Raw genomic sequence first — 19,843 nt, 5'->3', positions numbered from 1 at the left:
AAAAAACTCAAATTAAACATTCGCTTTGCTTCATTTCTAGGATTTCATGCACATACTGTTTAATCCAGAACAAGTTTTTGCAACAAAAAAATTGATGACCCTTGCGTCACGGCTTGATACAACTTGTTAGGTTCTTTTTAGATATAGTTATCGTAAGATTAGAGAAGTCGAAATGTGTGCGGGAATTGCACACACACTTCAGAACATCAACTTAGAAGTCCTCCAAAAAAGGAGATCAGGGCATGATCCACGCTGGCAATGCCATTACCGTCCAAATGCTTTCGGACGGAATCGCAGAATTCCGCTTTGACTTACAAGGTGAGTCGGTTAACAAATTCAACCGTGCAACGATTGAAGACTTTAAAGCTGCCATTGAAGCTGTAAAAAATAACAGCGAAGTGAAAGGCTTAATCGTTACATCTGGTAAATCAACATTCATCGTTGGTGCAGACATCACTGAATTCGGTGACAATTTCAAACAAGGCGAAAGCGCAATTGTAGAATGGGCAATGCCTGTTCATGAAATTTTCAACTCATTTGAAGATTTAGAAGTTCCTAAAGTCGCTGCGATCAATGGTATTGCATTGGGTGGCGGTTTTGAAATGTGCCTGGTGTGTGACTACCGTGTCATGTCAGAAGCTGCAACAGTTGGTCTGCCAGAAGTTAAACTGGGCATCATCCCAGGCTTCGGTGGTACTGTTCGTTTAAGCCGTGTGATCGGTATCGACAATGCAGTTGAGTGGATTGCCACTTCTGCAAACAAAAAACCTGCTGCTGCGTTGAAAGACGGTGCTGTAGATGCAGTTGTTGCTGCGGACAAATTACAGGACGCTGCGATTGACCTTGTTAAACAAGCAATCTCAGGTCGTTTAAATTGGAAAGCAAAACGTCAAGAAAAATTAGAGCCTGTTAAGTTAGACATGCTTGAACAAATGATGGCGTTTAACTCATCTAAAGGTGTGGTTCTTGCGAAAGCAAACCCTGCTCAATACCCTGCGCCTAAACTTCTTCTTGATTCACTTCAAGCGGGTGTGAGCCAAGGTCGTGATGCTGCGTTGAAAATTGAAGCGGAAGCTTTTGCTAAAGCTGCGATTACCCCACAAGCAGGTGCATTGATCGGTTTATTCATCAATGACCAGGTTGTGAAAAAAGCATCTAAGAAACATGAGAAAGGTGCGCATCCAGTTAACCAGGCAGCTGTTTTAGGTGCGGGTATCATGGGTGGCGGTATTGCTTACCAGGCGGCAAGCAAAGGCACACCAATCATCATGAAAGATATTGGTAATCCACAACTTGCTTTGGGTATGTCTGAAGCGAATGGCTTGTTGACCAAACAGGTTGAACGCAAACGCATGACTCCTGCGAAAATGGGTGAAACCCTTGCTCGCATCCGTCCAACTTTAAGCTATGACGAATTCAAAGAAGTCGACATTGTGATTGAAGCTGTGACTGAAAATCCAAAAATCAAAGAAGCTGTATTACGTGATACAGAAGCAAAAGTTCGTGAAAATACGATCATTGCGTCAAATACGTCTACGATTTCAATCACACGCCTTGCAAATGCATTAGAGCGTCCTGAAAACTTCGTCGGTATGCACTTCTTTAACCCAGTTCACATGATGCCATTGGTCGAAGTGATTCGTGGTGAAAAAACTTCTGAAGAAGCGATTGCAACGACTGTAGTTTTAGCTCAGAAAATGGGTAAAACACCGATCGTTGTAAATGACTGCCCAGGTTTCCTTGTAAACCGTGTATTGTTCCCTTACTTCGGTGCATTTGACCTATTGCTTAAAGACGGTGCTGACTTCCAGCAAGTTGATAAAGTAATGGAAAAATTCGGCTGGCCTATGGGTCCTGCATACTTGATCGATGTTGTGGGTATCGACACAGGTGTACACGGCGCAGAAGTGATGGCGGAAGGTTTCCCTGACCGTATGAAGCCTGATTATAAAGGCGCGATCGAAATCATGTACGAAAACAAACGTCTTGGTCAGAAAAATGACGTTGGTTTCTACAAGTATGAACTTGATCGTAAAGGCAAAAAAGCCAAAGTGGTTGATCCAACTGCATACGAGCTTGTTGCATCTATGGCAACGACTGAAAAGCACGAGTTTGATGCTCAGGAAATCATTGACCGTATGATGCTGACGTTCTGTAACGAAACTGTTCGTTGCTTAGAAGACAACATCGTATCTACTGCATCTGAAGCAGATATGGCAATGATCATGGGTGTAGGTTTCCCTCCATTCCGTGGTGGTCCATGCCGTTACATCGACCAGACAGGTGTTGCTGAATACGTTGCGCTTTGTGACAAATATGCACACTTAGGTAAGGCTTATGAAGCGCCACAAATGTTGCGTGACATGGCTGCTAACAACAAAAAATTCTACGGTTAAGGAGCGACGTGAATGGCTACTTTAAATCCGCGTGACGTTGTCATCGTTGATGGCGTACGTTCTGCAATGGGTAAAACCAAAAACGGTATGTTCCGCAATGTACGTGCTGACAGCTTATCTGCTGAATTGGTTCGTGCTTTAGTTGCTCGTAACCAGTTTGATGTCAACGAAGTTGAAGATGTAATCTGGGGTTGTGTGAACCAGACTTTAGAGCAAGGTATGAACATTGCTCGTAACATCGTCCTTCTAGCTGATCTTCCTAAGACTGTGGGTGGTCAAACGGTTAACCGTCTTTGCGGTTCGTCTATGCAGTCGATCCATACTGCTGCGGCGCAGATTGCAACCAACCAAGGTGATATTTTCATCATCGGTGGTGTAGAGCACATGGGTCACGTAGGCATGATGCACGGCATCGACCTCAACCCTGAAGCGTCTAAACACTACGCAAAAGCGTCTAACATGATGGGTTTAACCGCTGAAATGTTAGGTCGTATGAATGGTATCTCTCGTGATGAACAAGATGCGTTCGGTGTTGAATCTCACCGTCGTGCATGGGCTGCAACTCAGGAAGGTCGTTTCAAAAATGAAATCGTTGGTGTTGAAGGTCATGATGCAAATGGCTTCAAACAACTTTGCGATATCGATGAAGTGATCCGTGCCGATGCTAATCTTGAAGCATTCAAAGCGTTACGCCCTGTATTTGATCCGAAAGGCGGTACTGTAACAGCTGCGACTTCTTCAGCGTTGTCTGATGGTGCTTCTGCAATGTTGTTGATGTCTGCTGAACGTGCTCAAGCGCTTGGTCTTAAGCCTCGTGCTGTCATCCGCTCTATGGCGATTGCAGGCTGTGATGCTGCGATCATGGGTTATGGTCCTGTTCCTGCAACTCAAAAAGCGCTTAAACGTGCTGGTTTGAGCATGAATGACATCCAAACCATCGAGTTAAACGAAGCATTTGCTGCTCAAGGTCTTTCTGTTATGAAAGGTTTGAACATCTATGACAAGCAAGACATCATTAACTTGAACGGTGGTGCGATTGCATTGGGTCACCCATTGGGTTGTTCTGGTGCGCGTATTACAACTACATTACTTAACGTAATGGAGCAACAAGATACGCAAATCGGTCTTGCAACGATGTGTATCGGTCTTGGTCAAGGTATCGCGACTATTATCGAACGTGTTTAAGTTTTAAATATGTGAAAAAGAACCCCGCTTAGTGTGGGGTTCTTTTTAAAAATTTCTTAAGACCTGTACTTTCAATATAAATATCAAGCTCACTTACTAATTTTTTTATTTCATCTAAGTATATCTCTTTAGTGTTTTTTACTTTTTGATCTTTTTGATTATAAAATAAAAAAGTAGCTAAATTATTCATATCTAAAAGATATAGTTTTTTATCTATTTGATAAGGACTAATTATACACTCATCATCCTTTATATTGATTTTTAACAATTTATATTTCTCTAGAATATCTCTATCTTTTATTATTAAAAAATTATCATTACTTTTTTTTGCTATTATATTGTTTTCAATACGATGTTTTATGTCAGAAAACTGCTTTTTTACATTATAATGATCATAATTAAATCTACTTGAAGGAATGAAATCTTTCCATATTATTACGACTCCATTAACTTCCTCTGGAGGTTTATTTCCATTTGGGGAAATATAAATTGCTCTAGTATCAAATTTAAAATCTCTATCGTTTTCTAAATACGAAACATCACTTTCAAAAATAGCACAACTGCTCAATTCATTTTTAGCTTGACTATCAATTAATTTACTTAATATTTTCATTTCTTTATGCTCAAAAATATAATAATCTTTAAGTAAGCTTACATTATCAGAGATAATTTCAAATAACTCCATATCTATAAACAAATTATCTTTATTAAATAGATCTTTAATAATTAAAGATTTATTAATAAAATTTATTTTGAATTTTTTCCAATCACTACTATTTGATAAATTATACCCCATCAACTTATCAATAAACTTCTTTTCGATTGTTGAGAAATCTTCTATATAAGTTTTAGTATATTTATCGACATCTTTGATTATTTTCAATGAAAAATCACGAGTCCATTTATCACGACTAATATTTAAAGTATCACTGGCTTTTAGCCCATAAAAATCAATACTATAATCCACAACATTACGATCATAAAAGTAATCTGTAAAGCGTGTCTTTTGCCCTCTAAAACTTGCATTTTTTTCATCCGCATCTTCATTGATAAAAACTTTATAAGCTATATTATTTTCACCATCCCACTTGAAAGAGTTAGATCTAGAATTATAAAATGGAGTATTCATTAAAATAGTATCAATAATTTTTTCTTTATATAAATTCATTTTATTTTTTTCAATTTCACTAATACTTCGTCCTTGTAACTGTAAATAATATGATGAAAAATCAAATTGACTTGAAAATCTAACTCTTAGCTCTGTTCCGATATTTCTTCTTTTACTTTCAATTTTAGTTATAAAACAATATCCGTTCTTATGCCCTAGGGGTGAACTCATTTCAACCTGAAGTTTCTCATTGCTAAAATAATTCATTGTCGTGAACTTCAAAAATTGATCTTCTTCAGGTAGATTTTTACAAAGTAAAAATGCACTATGTAATCCTATGCCGAACTCACCTGATGGACGCATCCAAATTGGCATTTCTTCTACTATTTTTTTCTTTTCATGATTTCTACTTGAACCCGCCATTTTTTGCATATAATTTAAATCTTTTAGGCTGATACCAATTCCATTGTCTGTAATCGCAATTTCCCAAATGAAACTATTTGGCTCACCTATGCTTGATACTCTAGAAATATCTATATTAATTGGGTATTTCTGACATAAACTTATAAAATCAGGGTGATATGGATGTAAGTTTCGAATTTTATTTTGATCTTCCTCAAGCCATATTCTCAACATTGTTGCATCAATTGCATTTTGAATCAGTTCTCTATAAATGCTAAATTCATTAATATACAAGTTTGCACCTTGTAATAATTCCATTCCATTTTTTTCATCTAAAGTAAACTTCATTGGTTTCTTATTTAGTAAAATTTTTTCACTAATTAATCCCTTATCATTTTTGACTTGCATTCGAACATCGAGTTGTTCTATTGTTGGAAGTGAGCCAAATTTCAAACTTGGTACAATCAAATTCCATTGTGACATTTGATTTTGAAATTCTTCACGTATCCAACCAAACCAATTTTGTGTTTCGACATAAGACATTTCATCAGGACATTCTGCGACTAGTTTTACAGTTCGTTTATCAAGTTGAAATTCTCGTAACGATAAATGCTTGTCGTGATGATGCTTACTTACAGAAGGCATATTACTGACATGCTTAGCCATAACAGGACAAAACCGATTATCATCTAAATCAAATAAATCTCCTAAACGAAGTAAACATCCAATAAAACGGGGGTGACAATCTTCAGTACCTAAACCTGTTTGCTTATAAGGTAGTGTTTCCATCAAAGTATCAAAATTCATACCATGGGAAACACAAATTTGACCTAAATAACGATAAATTCGATTTGGTAAAAGTTCTGTTCTAGGTGACTTTATTCCTAAATCTTCAAAGGGGTCTTCAACTATTTTACCAACACGCTTGTCATGCCCACGTCTAAACCATTCTGCAACTAATTGACGATACTTTTCAATCCCATCAAAAGGGTGACTTTCAGTACCAACAGCCGATAGCCAATTTTGCTCAACATAGGCTTGGCAAAACTTCTGAAGATCATGTCCTTTTTCACTCGCTATTGTTTGGATCATGAAATTGAAATCAGCGTTTGTATGGACTTCTTTTGCATTTTTAGCATCGACTAACATTCCAACATCATGCCAATATGCAGCTTCAAGAATTAACCATGTATCTGTTGCACTTAGAAACTCAATATCATTACCTAAAATACGCTCAATATTGACTAATATTTGCTGTGAGTGCGAAGCATTATGATTACTAAAATGTGGATAAAAACCACCAATATTTTCTAAGGCTTTCCCTACAAGCTTTTGATCAAACTCCCATTGTGCAAATAGGATTGCTACATTTCCATCTTCTTCACATTTTTTCTTTAAATGGGCGATTAAATTCGTGCTCATAGCGCTACATCAATTTATTATAAAGTTATATCGATATTAACAAATTTATTTATAAAAATAAGTATTTAACTATTTTTATAATTTTTAATTACCCATAATTAAAACTAAAAAAGCCAATCGTCTGATTGGCTTTTTAACATCATATTCAGCTTAACGCTTATTCGTCGGCAGATTACTTTGCCACTTATTATCACCCATCATCAAATTCAAACGATCTGTATCTATATTCAACTTAAACGAACCATTTTTAACAGCCTCAATCGCTTGATCACGTGTAAGCCCCATCGAAACAGGTTGAAGCATCGTCATCAAACCAGATGTTGGATCAGAAGACTGTAAACCAGATGCAACTGCCAAAACATATTCTTGCATCATTGGGCTTAAACCGCTCATATCTATCTGCGGTGCTTTCGGTTGAACATTCACAATATTGGCACTATCACCAATCACATAATTTTGAATATCTTGCTCACTTTTAATTATTTTTTTCTGCAAAGCTTTACGGACATTTTTATCTTCTTGCAAAGGTGCCATTTTGACTTCTTCATCACGCAACTCAGCATCTGCCATTACTTTAATGGTCGGCAAAGTTGTGACTTCTTCAGCTTGAACACTGGTTAAAAAAATAGAACTCAGTGCAGTTACAAGTATCGAAGCTTTGATAAAGTTCATACATTTCACCTGTAAAAATGGATCGTCATATCATGGATAACAATATGATCGAGTAAAATAAATTGGGTATAAAATAGGCTACAGCAAACCACGTTTTGATTCATCAAAACTTAGATAAACGGTAAATTTCACACCATTAATTTATCAAATGATGATAAACACATAGACGTTTACCATAAAAAGCCTATTTATTTAAAAGTTTATAACTCATCTGCCAAAACCTCCGCATTTTGCTCTTTCTTGGAGTTGATTTGGCTATTGAGCTTTAACACATCCTGATAAAGCTGATTAAACTGTTTCACTTGTGCATCTTCCTTAAACAGAATTTGATTGCCCTGCTTTTTCCATTCATATTTTTTTAACATTTCAAACATTTTTTCAGCTTTGGCTAGAATCTGTAATTCATTCAAAATCAAAGCATTTTCAGGATCAACTTTTGCATTTTGCTGTAATTTATCCAGCAAAGGCTGTTTCAGATCTTTGCGCAAATCCAATTGCTTTAATTGTTGCAATGCCTGTTGTTTATTTTGTGTATTATTTTGCTGATACTGTTGCATGGCTTGACGTACCGTGCTCAACATTTGCGTAGTTTCTGCATAATTTTGCTTTCGATCTAGATCAAGTCGATTTACATCTAAAAACTGATCCCATTTGGCAGCAGCGAGTTGATTTAAATAAGCATTTCGAGTATCGACATTCCGCACCCAATAAGCCAATAAAAACTCAGATAGCGTTTTATAGTCACCTTTTAAACGTGCATCCTGAATATCAATCTGAACCGATTTAGAGCGATCTTGAGCTTGCTCAGAAAGTTGACGCATTTTTTCTGTCATCACCAAATCAAATGCCTGACGATTGGCTTCCTCATTTTTAATCGAAGTATGGTCATAGTAAAGAAAGCCACCGATGGCTAAGAGAATCACCAAAACAAGGCTTATCACAATCAGCAACGTTCGTCGCATTCCCTCACTCCACATATCATCGTTCATATCTCAAAATATATATGAAATTATAAAAAACTGTATGTTATTTATCCATATTAGCGATAAATACCCATGACTCCACAACAGTAAATCCATTTTCTATTCAAAAAGTCCCTTTAAATTTCTCTCCAACAACCCCATCATTGTTCATTATTCGATTTTAGAGATTTCCCATGCGTGTAGATATTTGGTCAGATGTGGTGTGCCCTTTTTGCTATATTGGTAAAAAACGTTTTGAAGCTGCTGCTGAGCAAGTCGGTGTTGAACTCGAAGTACATTGGCACAGCTTTGAACTTGATCCAGAAGCACCTGTACGCCAAGAAGTGTCTAACTCTGAACGTTTAGCACAAAAATATGGTCGTACCATTGCTGAAGTTGAAGAAATGCAACGTAATATCGCAGCGATGGCAAAAGAAGAAGGCATTGAGTTTAATTGGGAAAATGCCAATTCTGGCAATACCTTTAACGCGCATCGTATTATTCACCTTGCGCAAAGCAAAGGTTTAGGTTCAGAAGCCAAAGAAGCTTTTTTCTATAGCTATATGACCCAAGGTTTACCGATTGGTGAACGTGAAACGATTGAAGATGTTGCTGCACGTATCGGTTTAAATCCTGTTGAAGTGGATGATGTACTTAATTCTGAAGAATTTGCTGATTTTGTGAAGTTTGATGAAGAAGTGGCGCATGATCAACTCAAAGTGACTGGCGTTCCATTCTTTGTATTTGATCAACGTGTGGCTTTGGCAGGTGCGCAACCACATGACGTATTTGTTCAAGTGATGCAAAAAGCCCTTGAATCAGCCAATGATGTTGAAGTTGAGCAACCAGATGCACCATCATGTAATGATGAATCTTGTGAAGTGCCGAATAAATAAATCTGAATGACACAATAATCAAATCACGAACAGGTGAAATCCACTTAAGAATTTCACCTGCTTTGATCAGTTACAATTTTATTGAAATTCAACTTAAAAGTTTGGGTCTCAATTTTTAAAAGAATTTTTTATATTTCTTTTACTTATTTTTACTGACATTTTTTCATTTATTTTGTGTCATTTTTGCAATAGAGCGTTGCATAAATAGAACTGTTCAAGCTTTTTTTGATCTATTAATATGATTTTAGAAATTGTATTTTTACGAATTTATCGCGCTGTAGTTTTCTTTTTATTTTTTGATGTATATTCCACGTTGTTTGTATTTTCTTAGTTTCTAAGACAATGAATCCTCCATTTTGGGGGATTTTTTGTTGATTTGTTAAAAAATTCCGAGTGGATAAGATCGAAGTTATCCACAACCTGTGCATGATGTGATCACATTTCTCCTATATTTTTATAAAAATTTCACAACCTATTTCTTTATTTTAAAAATAAACAACTTAGCTTTTTTACATTTCAAGATGTTTTGGAATTCATGAATCTGTCAAAGCACAGTCACATCTTTGCAACTCGCCTTTCCTATGTTCTTGACTCAACTTCATGGAAGCAAATTGTCAATGAACAGCCCTCCTTGTATAAAAAAAACACGCCAAATTATCCTCTTAGGATTTTTTATTATGATGAGTTTTGGACTCAGTGCTTGTAATGATGATGATTCATCAGAAAACAAGCCCAATACACCTAAACTGAATTGTGCACCTTAATAGAAATAATTCGAGGAAAATTAAAACATGAAAACAATAAAAATGAATCGACGTCACTTTTTACAAGGATTGACGGGCTTAGGCGCGATGGCAGCCTTTCCAAACTCGATTCAAAAAGCTTTAGCGATTGATGCCAATAATCAAACAGGTACGATCCAAGATGTCAAACATGTAGTCATGCTGATGTTAGAAAACCGCTCTTTTGATAGTTATTATGGTACCCGTAAAGGTTATCGAGGATTTGGTGATCGCTTTACCATTCCACTTGCCAATAATCGTACAGTTTGGCAACAGCTCAATGCCTTGGGCAAAGAAGTACTACCCTATGAATTAGACAGTGCTAAAGGAAATGCTCAACGTCTTAATAGCACACCACATACATGGATCGATTCTCAAGATGCATGGGATGGTGGTCGCATGGACAGTTGGCCAAAAATCAAAAAAGACCATTCAATGTCTTATTATTCACCCAAAGAATTGACTTTCCAACATGCACTCGCTGAAGCATTTACCGTCTGTGATAACAACCATTGTGCCATGCATACAGGAACACATTCCAATCGCTTGTTTTATTACACGGGAAGCAATGGTCCTAAGCCTGCTGGTGTAAATATGCTGAATAATGAGCAGAGTTCAATCGGCCCTTCTTCAGTCGGACTGACTTGGACAACCTATGCCGAGCGCTTAGAAGCAGCGGGTGTGAAATGGCGAGTCTATCAGAATATGCCTGATAATTTTGGTTGTAATCAGCTCATCACATTCCGCCAATTTCGTGCAGCCAACGAAAAAGCGCCTAAAGAACGTCAAGTTTCTAGCGACAGCAAAGTCATCAGCCCTGCCTATGACCCTACGATTGATGATGTGAATAATCCATTATTTAAAGGAATTGCCAATACACTCCCCAATCAAGGACTATTTGACACGCTTAAAAAGGATGTATTGAACAATCAACTTCCTGAAGTTTCATGGGTCGTACCTACAGCGCTTTATTCTGAACATCCATCACCGTCATCGCCTGTACAAGGTGGCTGGTATGTCCAAGAATTATTGGATGCATTAACCTCAAACCCAGATGTATGGAGTAAAACGGTACTGATCATTAACTATGATGAAAATGATGGTTATTTTGATCATGTCGCACCACCTTGCCCGCCTTATTATGACCACAACACAGGCAAAACTTATGGTAAAACCACTCTTAGTGACGCAGACATGGCTTATGAATATTGCAATTATCCATTCCCAGAAGGATTTAGCAAACAGCCAAAACTCGAAGCACGTAAAGATGGGAAGTCTGTCGGTGATGGACAACCTTTTGGGCCTGGGATTCGTGTTCCGATGTATATCATTTCACCGTGGAGTCGTGGGGGCTGGGTAAATTCTCAAAGTTTTGACCATACATCAGTGATTCAGTTCTTAGAAAAACGCTTCAATGTTCAAGAACCCAATATCAGCGCTTTCCGACGCGCTATTTGTGGAGATTTAACCTCTGCTTTTGATTTTAAAAATCCCAATAAATTAGAGTTGCCTGTTTTAAATGGCAAGAAAACACAGGCAGAAGCTGATGCAATTGCAATCGCTCAAGGTGCTTTATTGCAAATTCCAGTACCATCCAATCAACAACTGCCGAAGCAAGAAACAGGAAGCCGCCCTTCACGTGCTTTGCCTTATGTACTGCATAACAGCGCTGTGACTTCAGCCAACGATATAACACTTAAATTTGCCAATGCAGGTACGCAAGGGGCTGTATTCCATGTCTATGATAAACTTGCCTTAGATCAATTTCCTCGTCGCTATGTGGTTGAAGCAAATAAACAGCTTGAGGATATTTGGTCACTAAACAATCATCAGTATGATCTTTGGGTACTGAGTCATAATGGATTCTTACGCTATTTTAAAGGTAATTTCCAAGAATTAACGACTGCAAAAATACTGCCTGAAATCCAAGTTTGCTATGATTTAGAAAAAGGGGATGTCTATTTAAAATTGCACAATACAGGTTCACGAAACTGCACCCTAACAGTCAAAGACAAAGCCTATTTCTCACAACAGGCTAAAACTGTAACAGTCAAACCAAATGCTGAAGAAATCCTGTCATGGTCATTAAAAGACTCAGGGCATTGGTATGATTTTGAAGTGACTTGCAAAGAAGCAATGAATTTTTATCGTCGCTTTGCAGGGCGAGTTGAAACAGGTCAGCATGGTGTAAGTGATCCTGCTTTTGGCTATATTTTAAATTAAGGTCTGTCAGCTTTTAACCTTTAGACACACTTTTAAAAGCAAGCAATCTCAATATTCGGTTGCTTGCTTCAGAATACTGAGATGTATACTTCATTATCAATCACCTACACCTATTTCTACATAAGATTTCAATTTGTTTTGACAAAATACTTCTTTAAATCAAGCTGATTTTTTTATTAGAATGTAGTATTAGTTTTATATACCAAACAGAAAAATAGGTTATTGATGAATGATGAATTCTATCAAGTTTAAGCTTTCAATTTTTGCATTCAGTATTATTACCAGTAGCCTCTTTGGTCAAACTTATGCAGAATCAGAAATAATTGATTCTAATGAAGAATTTCAAGAAACGTCTACAACTGTAACGAAAAACCCCTATTTTAATATCTGGGAATATATTCCTCAGCTCGTAGATTCAACACCTACTTTTCTCCCAGAACAATCAAATTTGGCAATCGTGCCTCCAACATCTGAAACTGAAAATCAAACATGGGCAGACCAAAAACAAAAGAGTGTTCGAAACTGGGTCGATCGCACAGCCAATAAAATGGACAGTTGGTTTGGTGAAACCGATCCAACTAAGCCTGCTACAGCTTCGTTGAGAGTATTACTCGATAACCGATGGAATAAGCACGATAATTATGACTTTAGTCCTCGTATTCGAGGAAAAATTAAATTACCGACCTTAGAAAATCGTCTCAGTGTAGTATTCGGTGACGATTCTTTAGACGATGAAATCGAAAACAATATTGCAATTACAGGAAGCGGGACAGATCGTAACCCCGATAAATCAGTCGATAGTAAAAAAATCCGTGATGACAACAGCTCGATTGCACTGCGTTGGTCACAACTGTCTAAACGCTTACCTTTTGATGTCGATGCTGACTTGGGTATTCGTTCTGGTGATGATATCTACGCTCGATTAAAAGCTGAAAAGGATTGGAAACTAGCCAATGATTTCTATTTCCATGCGGAACAAATTTATCGCTATGGCATCGACAGTGAAAATTATTTACGGACAAACCTAGAACTGACTCATGCTCGTCCAGATCAGGCTTTTTTATCTAATCAGTTCTATATCACCTATGCAGATGAACAGGATGATGATTTAACTTGGGATAACCGTACCTATCGTCAGCATCAATTCTTTAAAGGTAATCGTTTTAACTACGGTATGTATACCGGTGGTTTTTATAATAATGATGATTTGCGTCTAAACAGTTGGGGACCTTTTGTATCATGGCGTCAACCTGTATGGCGTGAATGGTTCTATGTGCAAGGTGACCTTAACTATTTCAACGATCATCGTGAAGACAAGAGCCATTATCCAAGTGCCTTGGTACGACTTGAGGCATTATTTTAAGCCGAGAATGGAAATAATTTAAACAACTGTGGATAAGTTGAGACTTATCCACTCTTTATTTTAACGTACTTGCTGAACATCAATTACATCTAAAACAAAAACTGAATGAAGCTTAAGTCCTGTTTTTGGTTCTACTTCATATTGTTCTTTCAGTTTACCTGTGACTTTAATTTTTTGACCAATCCAACTTTGAGCAAAACTCGCAGATTCAGTTATGCTCAATGGTGTACAACGTTTCGATTTTAAACTTTCCAAACAATAACGATACTTTTGTTGTGTTTCCTTATTTTGTTTTAATAAGGGTTTAACCACTTTTTCTCTTAAAATTCCTTCTTCAAAACTTAATTCTGAATTACGTCCCAAAGACTGCTGTGCAAAAACTTCAGCAGAAATCAAAATACTCAAAACCCATACTATCCATTTCATTATTTTTTTATTCATAAAAAAGCCTATCGTTACGATAGGCTCTCTAGCAACATTTTACGACTTATTTCAGCAATAAATTGTTAATACGTTTTACATATTCCGCAGGATCATCAGGTAAACCACCTTCTGCAATCACGGCTTGATCGAAAATCACATTGGCTAAATCATCAAACTGCGCTGAACTTTCCAATTTTTTCACCAAAGGATGCTCAGGGTTAATTTCAAGAATCGGTTTAGACTCTGGTACCACTTGCCCTGCTTGTTTCAACATACGCACCAATTGCGGAGAAAGCTCACCTTCACCTGTCACCAAACACGCAGGAGAATCAACAAGACGAGTCGTTACACGCACTTCTTTGGTTTTGGCTTTGAGTGAATCAGACAATTTATCGACCACAGGTTTAAATTGTTCTGCTGCTGCTTCAAGGGCTTTTTTCTCTTCAGCATCTTGTAAATCACCAAGATCTACAGCACCTTTTGCCACGTTCTGCATTGGTGTACCATCAAACTCATGAACAAACTCCATTGCCCATTCATCGACACGGTCAGCCATTAACAATACTTCAATGTCTTTTTTACGGAACAATTCAAGTTGTGGTGAGTTTTTCGCTGCTGCCAAGCTGTCCGCAGTCACGTAGTAAATGGCTTTTTGCCCTTCTTTCATACGTGCTTTGTAGGCTTCAAGTGAAGTTGAAACTTCATCATTGGTTGAAGTAGAGAAGCGTAAAAGTTTAAGAATACGGTCACGGTTACCCATGTCCTCGCCCAAACCTTCCTTAATCACTGAACCGAATTCAGCATAGAAAGTTTTGAATTTCTCTTGGTCTGCTACATCTTCAGATTTTGCCAAGCCATCCAAAGTAGTCAAAACACGGCGGGTATTGCCCTCACGAATGGTTTTGACATCGCGGCTTTCTTGCAATAACTCACGGCTGACGTTGAGTGGAAGATCAGCACTGTCCACCACACCTTGTACGAAACGTAAATAATTTGGAATTAAATTATCCGCTTCATCCATGATGAATACACGTTTCACATAGAGTTTGATGCCTGCTTTGGCTTCACGTGTGAAAATATTGCTCGCTGCTTTGCTTGGAATATAAAGCAATTGGGTATATTCAGTGCTACCCTCGACACGGTTATGTGTCCAAGCCAACGGTGCTTCGAAGTCATGGGTTAAATTCTTATAGAACTCAACATATTGCTCTTCAGTCACTTCTGATTTATTGCGTGTCCACAAAGCACTTGCAGAGTTAATCGCTTCCCACTCATCAGTTTTCACATATTGACCGCCTTTAGGCTCTTCACCCTCAGCAACTTCTTCTTCCTGCCATACTTCTTTTTGCATTTCGATTGGCAAGCTGATGTGGTCAGAATATTTATTGATGATTTGCTTAACTTTATAAGACTCTAAATACTCAAGTGCGTCATCACGCAAATGCAAAATAATATCTGTTCCACGTGAAGCCTTGTTGATCACTTCAACTTCGAAATCACCTGTACCACCACTGATCCAACGCACACCATCAGACTCAGGTTCACCCGCACGGCGTGATTCAACCGTAATTTTTTCAGCCACGATAAAGCCTGAATAGAAACCTACACCGAACTGACCAATCAATTGCGCATCAGCTTTTTGATCGCCTGACAACTTCGACATGAAGTCTTTGGTGCCCGATTTGGCAATCGTACCAAGGTTATCAATCGCCTCTTGTTGAGTTAAACCAATGCCGTTGTCTGAAATGGTAATGGTTTTCGCATCTTTGTCTAAGCTGACACGGACATGCAGGTCAGGATCATTTTCATAATATTCAGGATGATTAATCCCTTCAAAACGCAATTTGTCACATGCATCAGAAGCATTAGAGATCAATTCACGGAGGAAAATTTCAGGATTTGAATAAAGAGAATGGGTCACCAAATGTAAAAGTTGAGCCACTTCCGCTTGGAAGCTATGTTTTTGTGTTGTTTGTTCGCTCATTCTTCACTCCTTTCACGCAAACTAAAAATCAATTGCTATATGAATGGAGTGATTTTATTGATTTTCAAGGTTTCGCCAAAAATTAAAATGGTCCCTGTTTATAAATATTGTTCATATAAATATCCAACTTCTGCTGGCGCATTTTATAGACTTCGGTTAAGCAATTCACATTGTCTTGGCATTGATCTCGAAGCTGTAACCATTTCACTTGTTGATCTTGAATGACACCACGCGTCCCCATCGGGACAAGTTTACGAATAATATTATAGGTCGTTGCCATTTTTACATCGGCATCATTCAAACTCAATTGTTCACATACCGTATGTTCAGTTTGAGTCTGTGCACGCTCACAATTAAAACTGGCGGCATGGCTGATAGATATACCACTCAATAAGCCTAATAGAATGAAAATCAAAGCTTTCATAAGTCTTCGACAACAACAATGAATAAGCTACAGAATAATTAAAATCTACATTTTCAACCAGTACAAAAAGCATCATTTTTGAATATTATTGTATATAAAACCTGAGCTAGACCAAGGTTTTATATACATTTTCAACTTTAGAACCTGTAACTATAACCTAAGGTATACACCAAAGGATTCACCTCTAAAGTGCCGATGTCTTTACCATCTAGTTTCACATCGCTTTCAACTTGCGCATAGCGTACATCTGCAAATACACCCCAGTTTTTGGCGTCTGCAGGTTGGAAATTAAAGCCTAATTGCCCTGCGACACCATAAGTTACATCGGCTTCAAGTTTTGAGTTACTTCCTCTTAACTTCTCATCCCAAGGTACTGCGACTGTCAACCCAACACCTATATATGGCGTGAAGCGAGTACTATTTTTTAAATGATATTTTGCAGTGATTGTTGGTGGTAAATGCTTAAATGTCGCAGCTTCCGCGCCATCTAATTTAATGTCATGCTTGAAGGGTGCAACAGCGAGAAGCAGCTCTGCCGAAAAAGGTGAATCACCAAAAAAGTATTCAACAGAAGGGGTTAAGTTATATTCATAGCTCACATCGGCTTTTGCACCAGCAAGTGTGCCATTATTACTGGCAGGCGCTAATAAACTTCCACCGACTTTTAATTGCCAATTTGATGCAAAACTCGTTGAAACTGCACAAAAACTCAGTGCAACAACGAAAAGTGATTTTTGTATTGTTGATCTTTTAAACATATATTTTAACCTCTTTGATTCTTTTCTATGGTCTTTTAAATAAGTGTGTGCTGATCATCACTTGATCTAAACAGCTACCAATGTAAGTGCATCAAAAAGAATTCAAAAATAATAATTCTAGGTTTCTATATCGAAATAAATTTTTTAAATAAAAAATGCTAAGTAAATTCGATTTCTATATTTCTTTCTTATATTTTGCTCAATAAAAAACTCGGCAAACTGCCGAGTTTTCTAAACTAAATTTTAAGAACTAAAACTTAGAATTTGTAGCTATAACCAAGAGTATAAACCATTGGGTCGATGTCTAGATCGAATTTAGCAATTGTGTCTTTACCTACTTTTACTTTAACTTCTGGGCTTAACTGAGCATAACGTGCATCAAAGAATACACCCCAATTTTTTGCATCAGCAGGTTGGAAGTTAAAACCGATTTGCCCTGCAAAACCGAAATCTTCTTTCACTTTAACTTTAGCGCCTAAATCAGCTAAATCACCTTTAGTTTTTTCATCCCAAGCAACAAACGCTGTACCACCTACACCGATATAAGGGGTAAAACGGGTTGAGTTTTTAAGATTATATTTAAAAGTTACTGTTGGTGGTAAGTGTTTAATTTTTACAGCGTCCGCACCATCAATAGAAACATCATGATTAATAGGTGCAGCTAAAAGCAATTCAGTCGAAATATTATCATTAAAGAAATATTCAACAGATGGCGTAAATGCAAATTCATGATCAGCTTTTACTGTACCTACACCAGCAACATCACTATCTGTAGTCGGTGCAATTACAGAACCACCTACTTTCACTTGCCATTGACCTGCCATAGCAGAAGCAGACATTCCCATTAATGCAATAATAGCGACTTGTTTCAACATTATTAATACCCCATCGTTGTTATTAATTGCATTAAACACAGGTATTAATAATCTTGCAATATCTATTTAAGTTTTAATAATATTATTATTTTTAAATAATTGTTATATAAGTAAATTTATTTTAATCATAGCTTTAAGGTTGGTTTTAATACCAACTTAATTAATATGATTTTATTTTTAAATAAAACCAATCATTTTAATAGACTTTTATCAAAAAATTAATTAGATATTCTAATAAATAGAATTATTATAAAAAAGTATATTTAATAAAATTAAGCGATATTTCTCATAACTAGCCAATATTTCAGACCAAATACAAAAAAGCTATTCTCAATCACTTGAAGAATAGCTTTAAATCAATGAATGAGATGTATTACAACACCATAGCTGCAATCCAACCAAAAATTAATAATGGAATATTAAAGTGAATAAATGTAGGAACAACTGTATCCCAAATATGATCATGCTGACCATCTACACCCAAGCCCGCTGTTGGCCCTAAAGTCGAATCTGAAGCAGGAGAACCTGCATCTCCGAGTGCAGCAGCAGTACCGATCAAAGCAACGGTTGCTAGAGGCGAGAAGCCAAATTGAACGCACAATGGGACATAAATCACCGCGAGTACAGGCACACTTGAGAATGATGAACCAATCCCAATCGTGACAAACAAACCGATAAATAGCATCAAGAATGCAGCGAGTGCTTTATTATCGCCAATGATATGAACCACGCCATTCACCAAGCTATTAATATCTCCAGTATGGGTCATAACTGATGCAAAACCTGCCGCAGAAATCATGATAAAACCCACCAATGCCATCATGCGCATACCCTGTACAAAGACATCATCTGCATCTTGCCATTTGAAAATACCTGATGCAGACAGTACAGCGAAACCAACCAATCCACCCAAAATCATTGAGCCTGAATACAGTTGTGCAGCCAAGGTTAAACCAATGGCAAGTACTGCCATGAAAATGGTTTTTGGTGCAATTTTAGGTGCTTGTTTAGCTTCATTTTCAAGCTCAATCGCATCTGCTTTTAATTCATCTGAATTAATTGCACGTAAAGGTTTATCCAAGTCAATGTTTTGTACAGTTTTAACCTGACGATCAACATACTCACGTGGTTTACGGTAACTGATAAATACCGCTACCAATGTACCTACCACCATCCCTAAAACAGGAATCGCCATGCCCATTGGCATCATCCAACGGTCAACATGTAGATGATATGCCGCACCGATTTTGTTGATATTTCCCATCAAAATTTGTTCAAGGAAAATCGCACCAAAACCCACAGGTAAAAAGATATAGGTTGCAACCAAGCCCAAAGTCATCACACATGCCGCAGCACGACGGTCAAGTTTAAGATGATTCATGACTTTAAGCAGTGGTGGAACAAGTACAGGGATAAATGCAATATGCACAGGAATCAAGTTCTGTGAAAAAATCGCAGAAATCAATAAAATAAATAACAATAAATATTTTACTTTACGTGCTTTGCTATGAGTTGCTTCCCCACCCAATAAACCAATTAATTTATGTGCCAATAAATCAGGTAAGCCAGATTTTGATAAAGCTAATGCAAATGCACCCAATACAGCATAAGCCAGTGCAACTTCTGCACCATCGCCTAAGCCTGCATTAAATGCTTCTACAGTATCTTTTAAACTTAAACCTGCAACTAAACCACCAACAATTGCTGAAATGACCAGTGTCAAGACAACAGAAACTCGTGCCAATGAGAGTATAAACATCATGGCAATCGCGATAACGACAGCGTTCATGGAGAAATTTACGATAATTTGAAAGTTGATATTTTAGCAGATTCACTACAATTACTGTGATTCTTTAGTCAGATTGCATTTATGTGCCCAAAATTCCAAAAAAAAAGCCTGAGCAACCTTTTCTAAGGTCAACTCAGGCGAGCACTTAAACATCTAAAAGAAAATCAATTTATTGCTTT

14 protein-coding genes are annotated in these 19,843 nt (G+C 37.3%); 5 read left to right on the top strand and 9 right to left on the bottom strand.

The annotated features are described in order from the left end of the window. Positions 1-242 precede the first annotated feature (242 nt). Both fadB and fadA read left to right on the top strand, forming a co-directional pair. Positions 243-2,396, top strand: a complete 2,154-nt coding sequence (fadB, locus tag EXE09_RS15825; RefSeq protein WP_068973890.1) for a fatty acid oxidation complex subunit alpha FadB — start codon at positions 243-245, stop codon at positions 2,394-2,396. A 12-nt stretch (positions 2,397-2,408) separates the two neighbouring features. Continuing rightward, positions 2,409-3,581, top strand: coding sequence for an acetyl-CoA C-acyltransferase FadA (fadA, locus tag EXE09_RS15820; RefSeq protein WP_087512598.1), 1,173 nt, complete (start codon positions 2,409-2,411; stop codon positions 3,579-3,581). Positions 3,582-3,609: 28 nt separating this feature from the next. Here the strand turns inward: fadA and EXE09_RS15815 are convergent, their stop codons facing one another. The 3 genes from EXE09_RS15815 to EXE09_RS15805 all read right to left on the bottom strand — a co-directional run bounded on the left by EXE09_RS15815 (position 3,610) and on the right by EXE09_RS15805 (position 8,147). After that, positions 3,610-6,513 carry an ATP-binding protein gene (locus EXE09_RS15815; protein WP_130117891.1) on the bottom strand — a complete coding sequence of 968 codons (2,904 nt, stop codon included), beginning with the start codon at positions 6,511-6,513 and terminating at the stop codon, positions 3,610-3,612. 150 nt (positions 6,514-6,663) lie between these two features. After that, positions 6,664-7,185 carry a hypothetical protein gene (locus tag EXE09_RS15810; protein WP_130117890.1) on the bottom strand — a complete coding sequence of 174 codons (522 nt, stop codon included), beginning with the start codon at positions 7,183-7,185 and terminating at the stop codon, positions 6,664-6,666. A 200-nt stretch (positions 7,186-7,385) separates the two neighbouring features. Beyond that, complete coding sequence (locus EXE09_RS15805) at positions 7,386-8,147, bottom strand: hypothetical protein (RefSeq protein WP_130117889.1); 762 nt, start codon at positions 8,145-8,147, stop codon at positions 7,386-7,388. Positions 8,148-8,341: 194 nt separating this feature from the next. Here EXE09_RS15805 and EXE09_RS15800 point away from each other — a divergent pair, with 194 nt between their 5' ends. From EXE09_RS15800 to EXE09_RS15790, 3 genes are all read left to right on the top strand, one after another. Further along, the gene (locus EXE09_RS15800) at positions 8,342-9,043 is read left to right on the top strand and encodes a DsbA family oxidoreductase (RefSeq protein ID WP_130117888.1); all 702 of its coding nucleotides are present in this window, start codon (positions 8,342-8,344) and stop codon (positions 9,041-9,043) included. Positions 9,044-9,849: 806 nt separating this feature from the next. Further along, the gene (locus tag EXE09_RS15795; protein WP_165382077.1) at positions 9,850-12,048 is read left to right on the top strand and encodes a phosphocholine-specific phospholipase C; all 2,199 of its coding nucleotides are present in this window, start codon (positions 9,850-9,852) and stop codon (positions 12,046-12,048) included. 229 nt (positions 12,049-12,277) lie between these two features. Then, complete coding sequence (locus EXE09_RS15790) at positions 12,278-13,411, top strand: hypothetical protein (protein ID WP_068973897.1); 1,134 nt, start codon at positions 12,278-12,280, stop codon at positions 13,409-13,411. A gap of 60 nt (positions 13,412-13,471) precedes the next feature. Here EXE09_RS15790 and EXE09_RS15785 read toward each other — a convergent pair whose 3' ends face one another. The 6 genes from EXE09_RS15785 to EXE09_RS15760 form a co-directional block, all read right to left on the bottom strand. Further along, entirely contained in the window at positions 13,472-13,837 is a 366-nt protein-coding gene (locus tag EXE09_RS15785) for a hypothetical protein (protein WP_130117886.1), read from the bottom strand. A gap of 61 nt (positions 13,838-13,898) precedes the next feature. Then, complete coding sequence (gene htpG, locus EXE09_RS15780) at positions 13,899-15,818, bottom strand: molecular chaperone HtpG (RefSeq protein WP_130117885.1); 1,920 nt, start codon at positions 15,816-15,818, stop codon at positions 13,899-13,901. Positions 15,819-15,900: 82 nt separating this feature from the next. Continuing rightward, entirely contained in the window at positions 15,901-16,242 is a 342-nt protein-coding gene (locus tag EXE09_RS15775; protein ID WP_068973900.1) for a lysozyme inhibitor LprI family protein, read from the bottom strand. A 137-nt stretch (positions 16,243-16,379) separates the two neighbouring features. Beyond that, positions 16,380-16,982 (bottom strand): OmpW/AlkL family protein, encoded by a 603-nt coding sequence (locus EXE09_RS15770; RefSeq protein ID WP_068973927.1) that lies wholly within the window; start codon positions 16,980-16,982, stop codon positions 16,380-16,382. 275 nt (positions 16,983-17,257) lie between these two features. Beyond that, complete coding sequence (locus EXE09_RS15765; RefSeq protein ID WP_130112284.1) at positions 17,258-17,875, bottom strand: OmpW/AlkL family protein; 618 nt, start codon at positions 17,873-17,875, stop codon at positions 17,258-17,260. Positions 17,876-18,248: 373 nt separating this feature from the next. Next, positions 18,249-19,664, bottom strand: a complete 1,416-nt coding sequence (locus EXE09_RS15760; RefSeq protein WP_130112285.1) for a Na+/H+ antiporter family protein — start codon at positions 19,662-19,664, stop codon at positions 18,249-18,251. Positions 19,665-19,843: the final 179 nt, after the last annotated feature.

This window comes from Acinetobacter sp. WCHAc060025, from assembly GCF_004209355.1.
Taxonomy (GTDB): Bacteria; Pseudomonadota; Gammaproteobacteria; order Pseudomonadales; family Moraxellaceae; genus Acinetobacter; species Acinetobacter wuhouensis.
The sequence above is the reverse complement of the archived record's forward strand: the minus strand, read 5'-3'. Positions and strand labels throughout refer to the sequence as shown.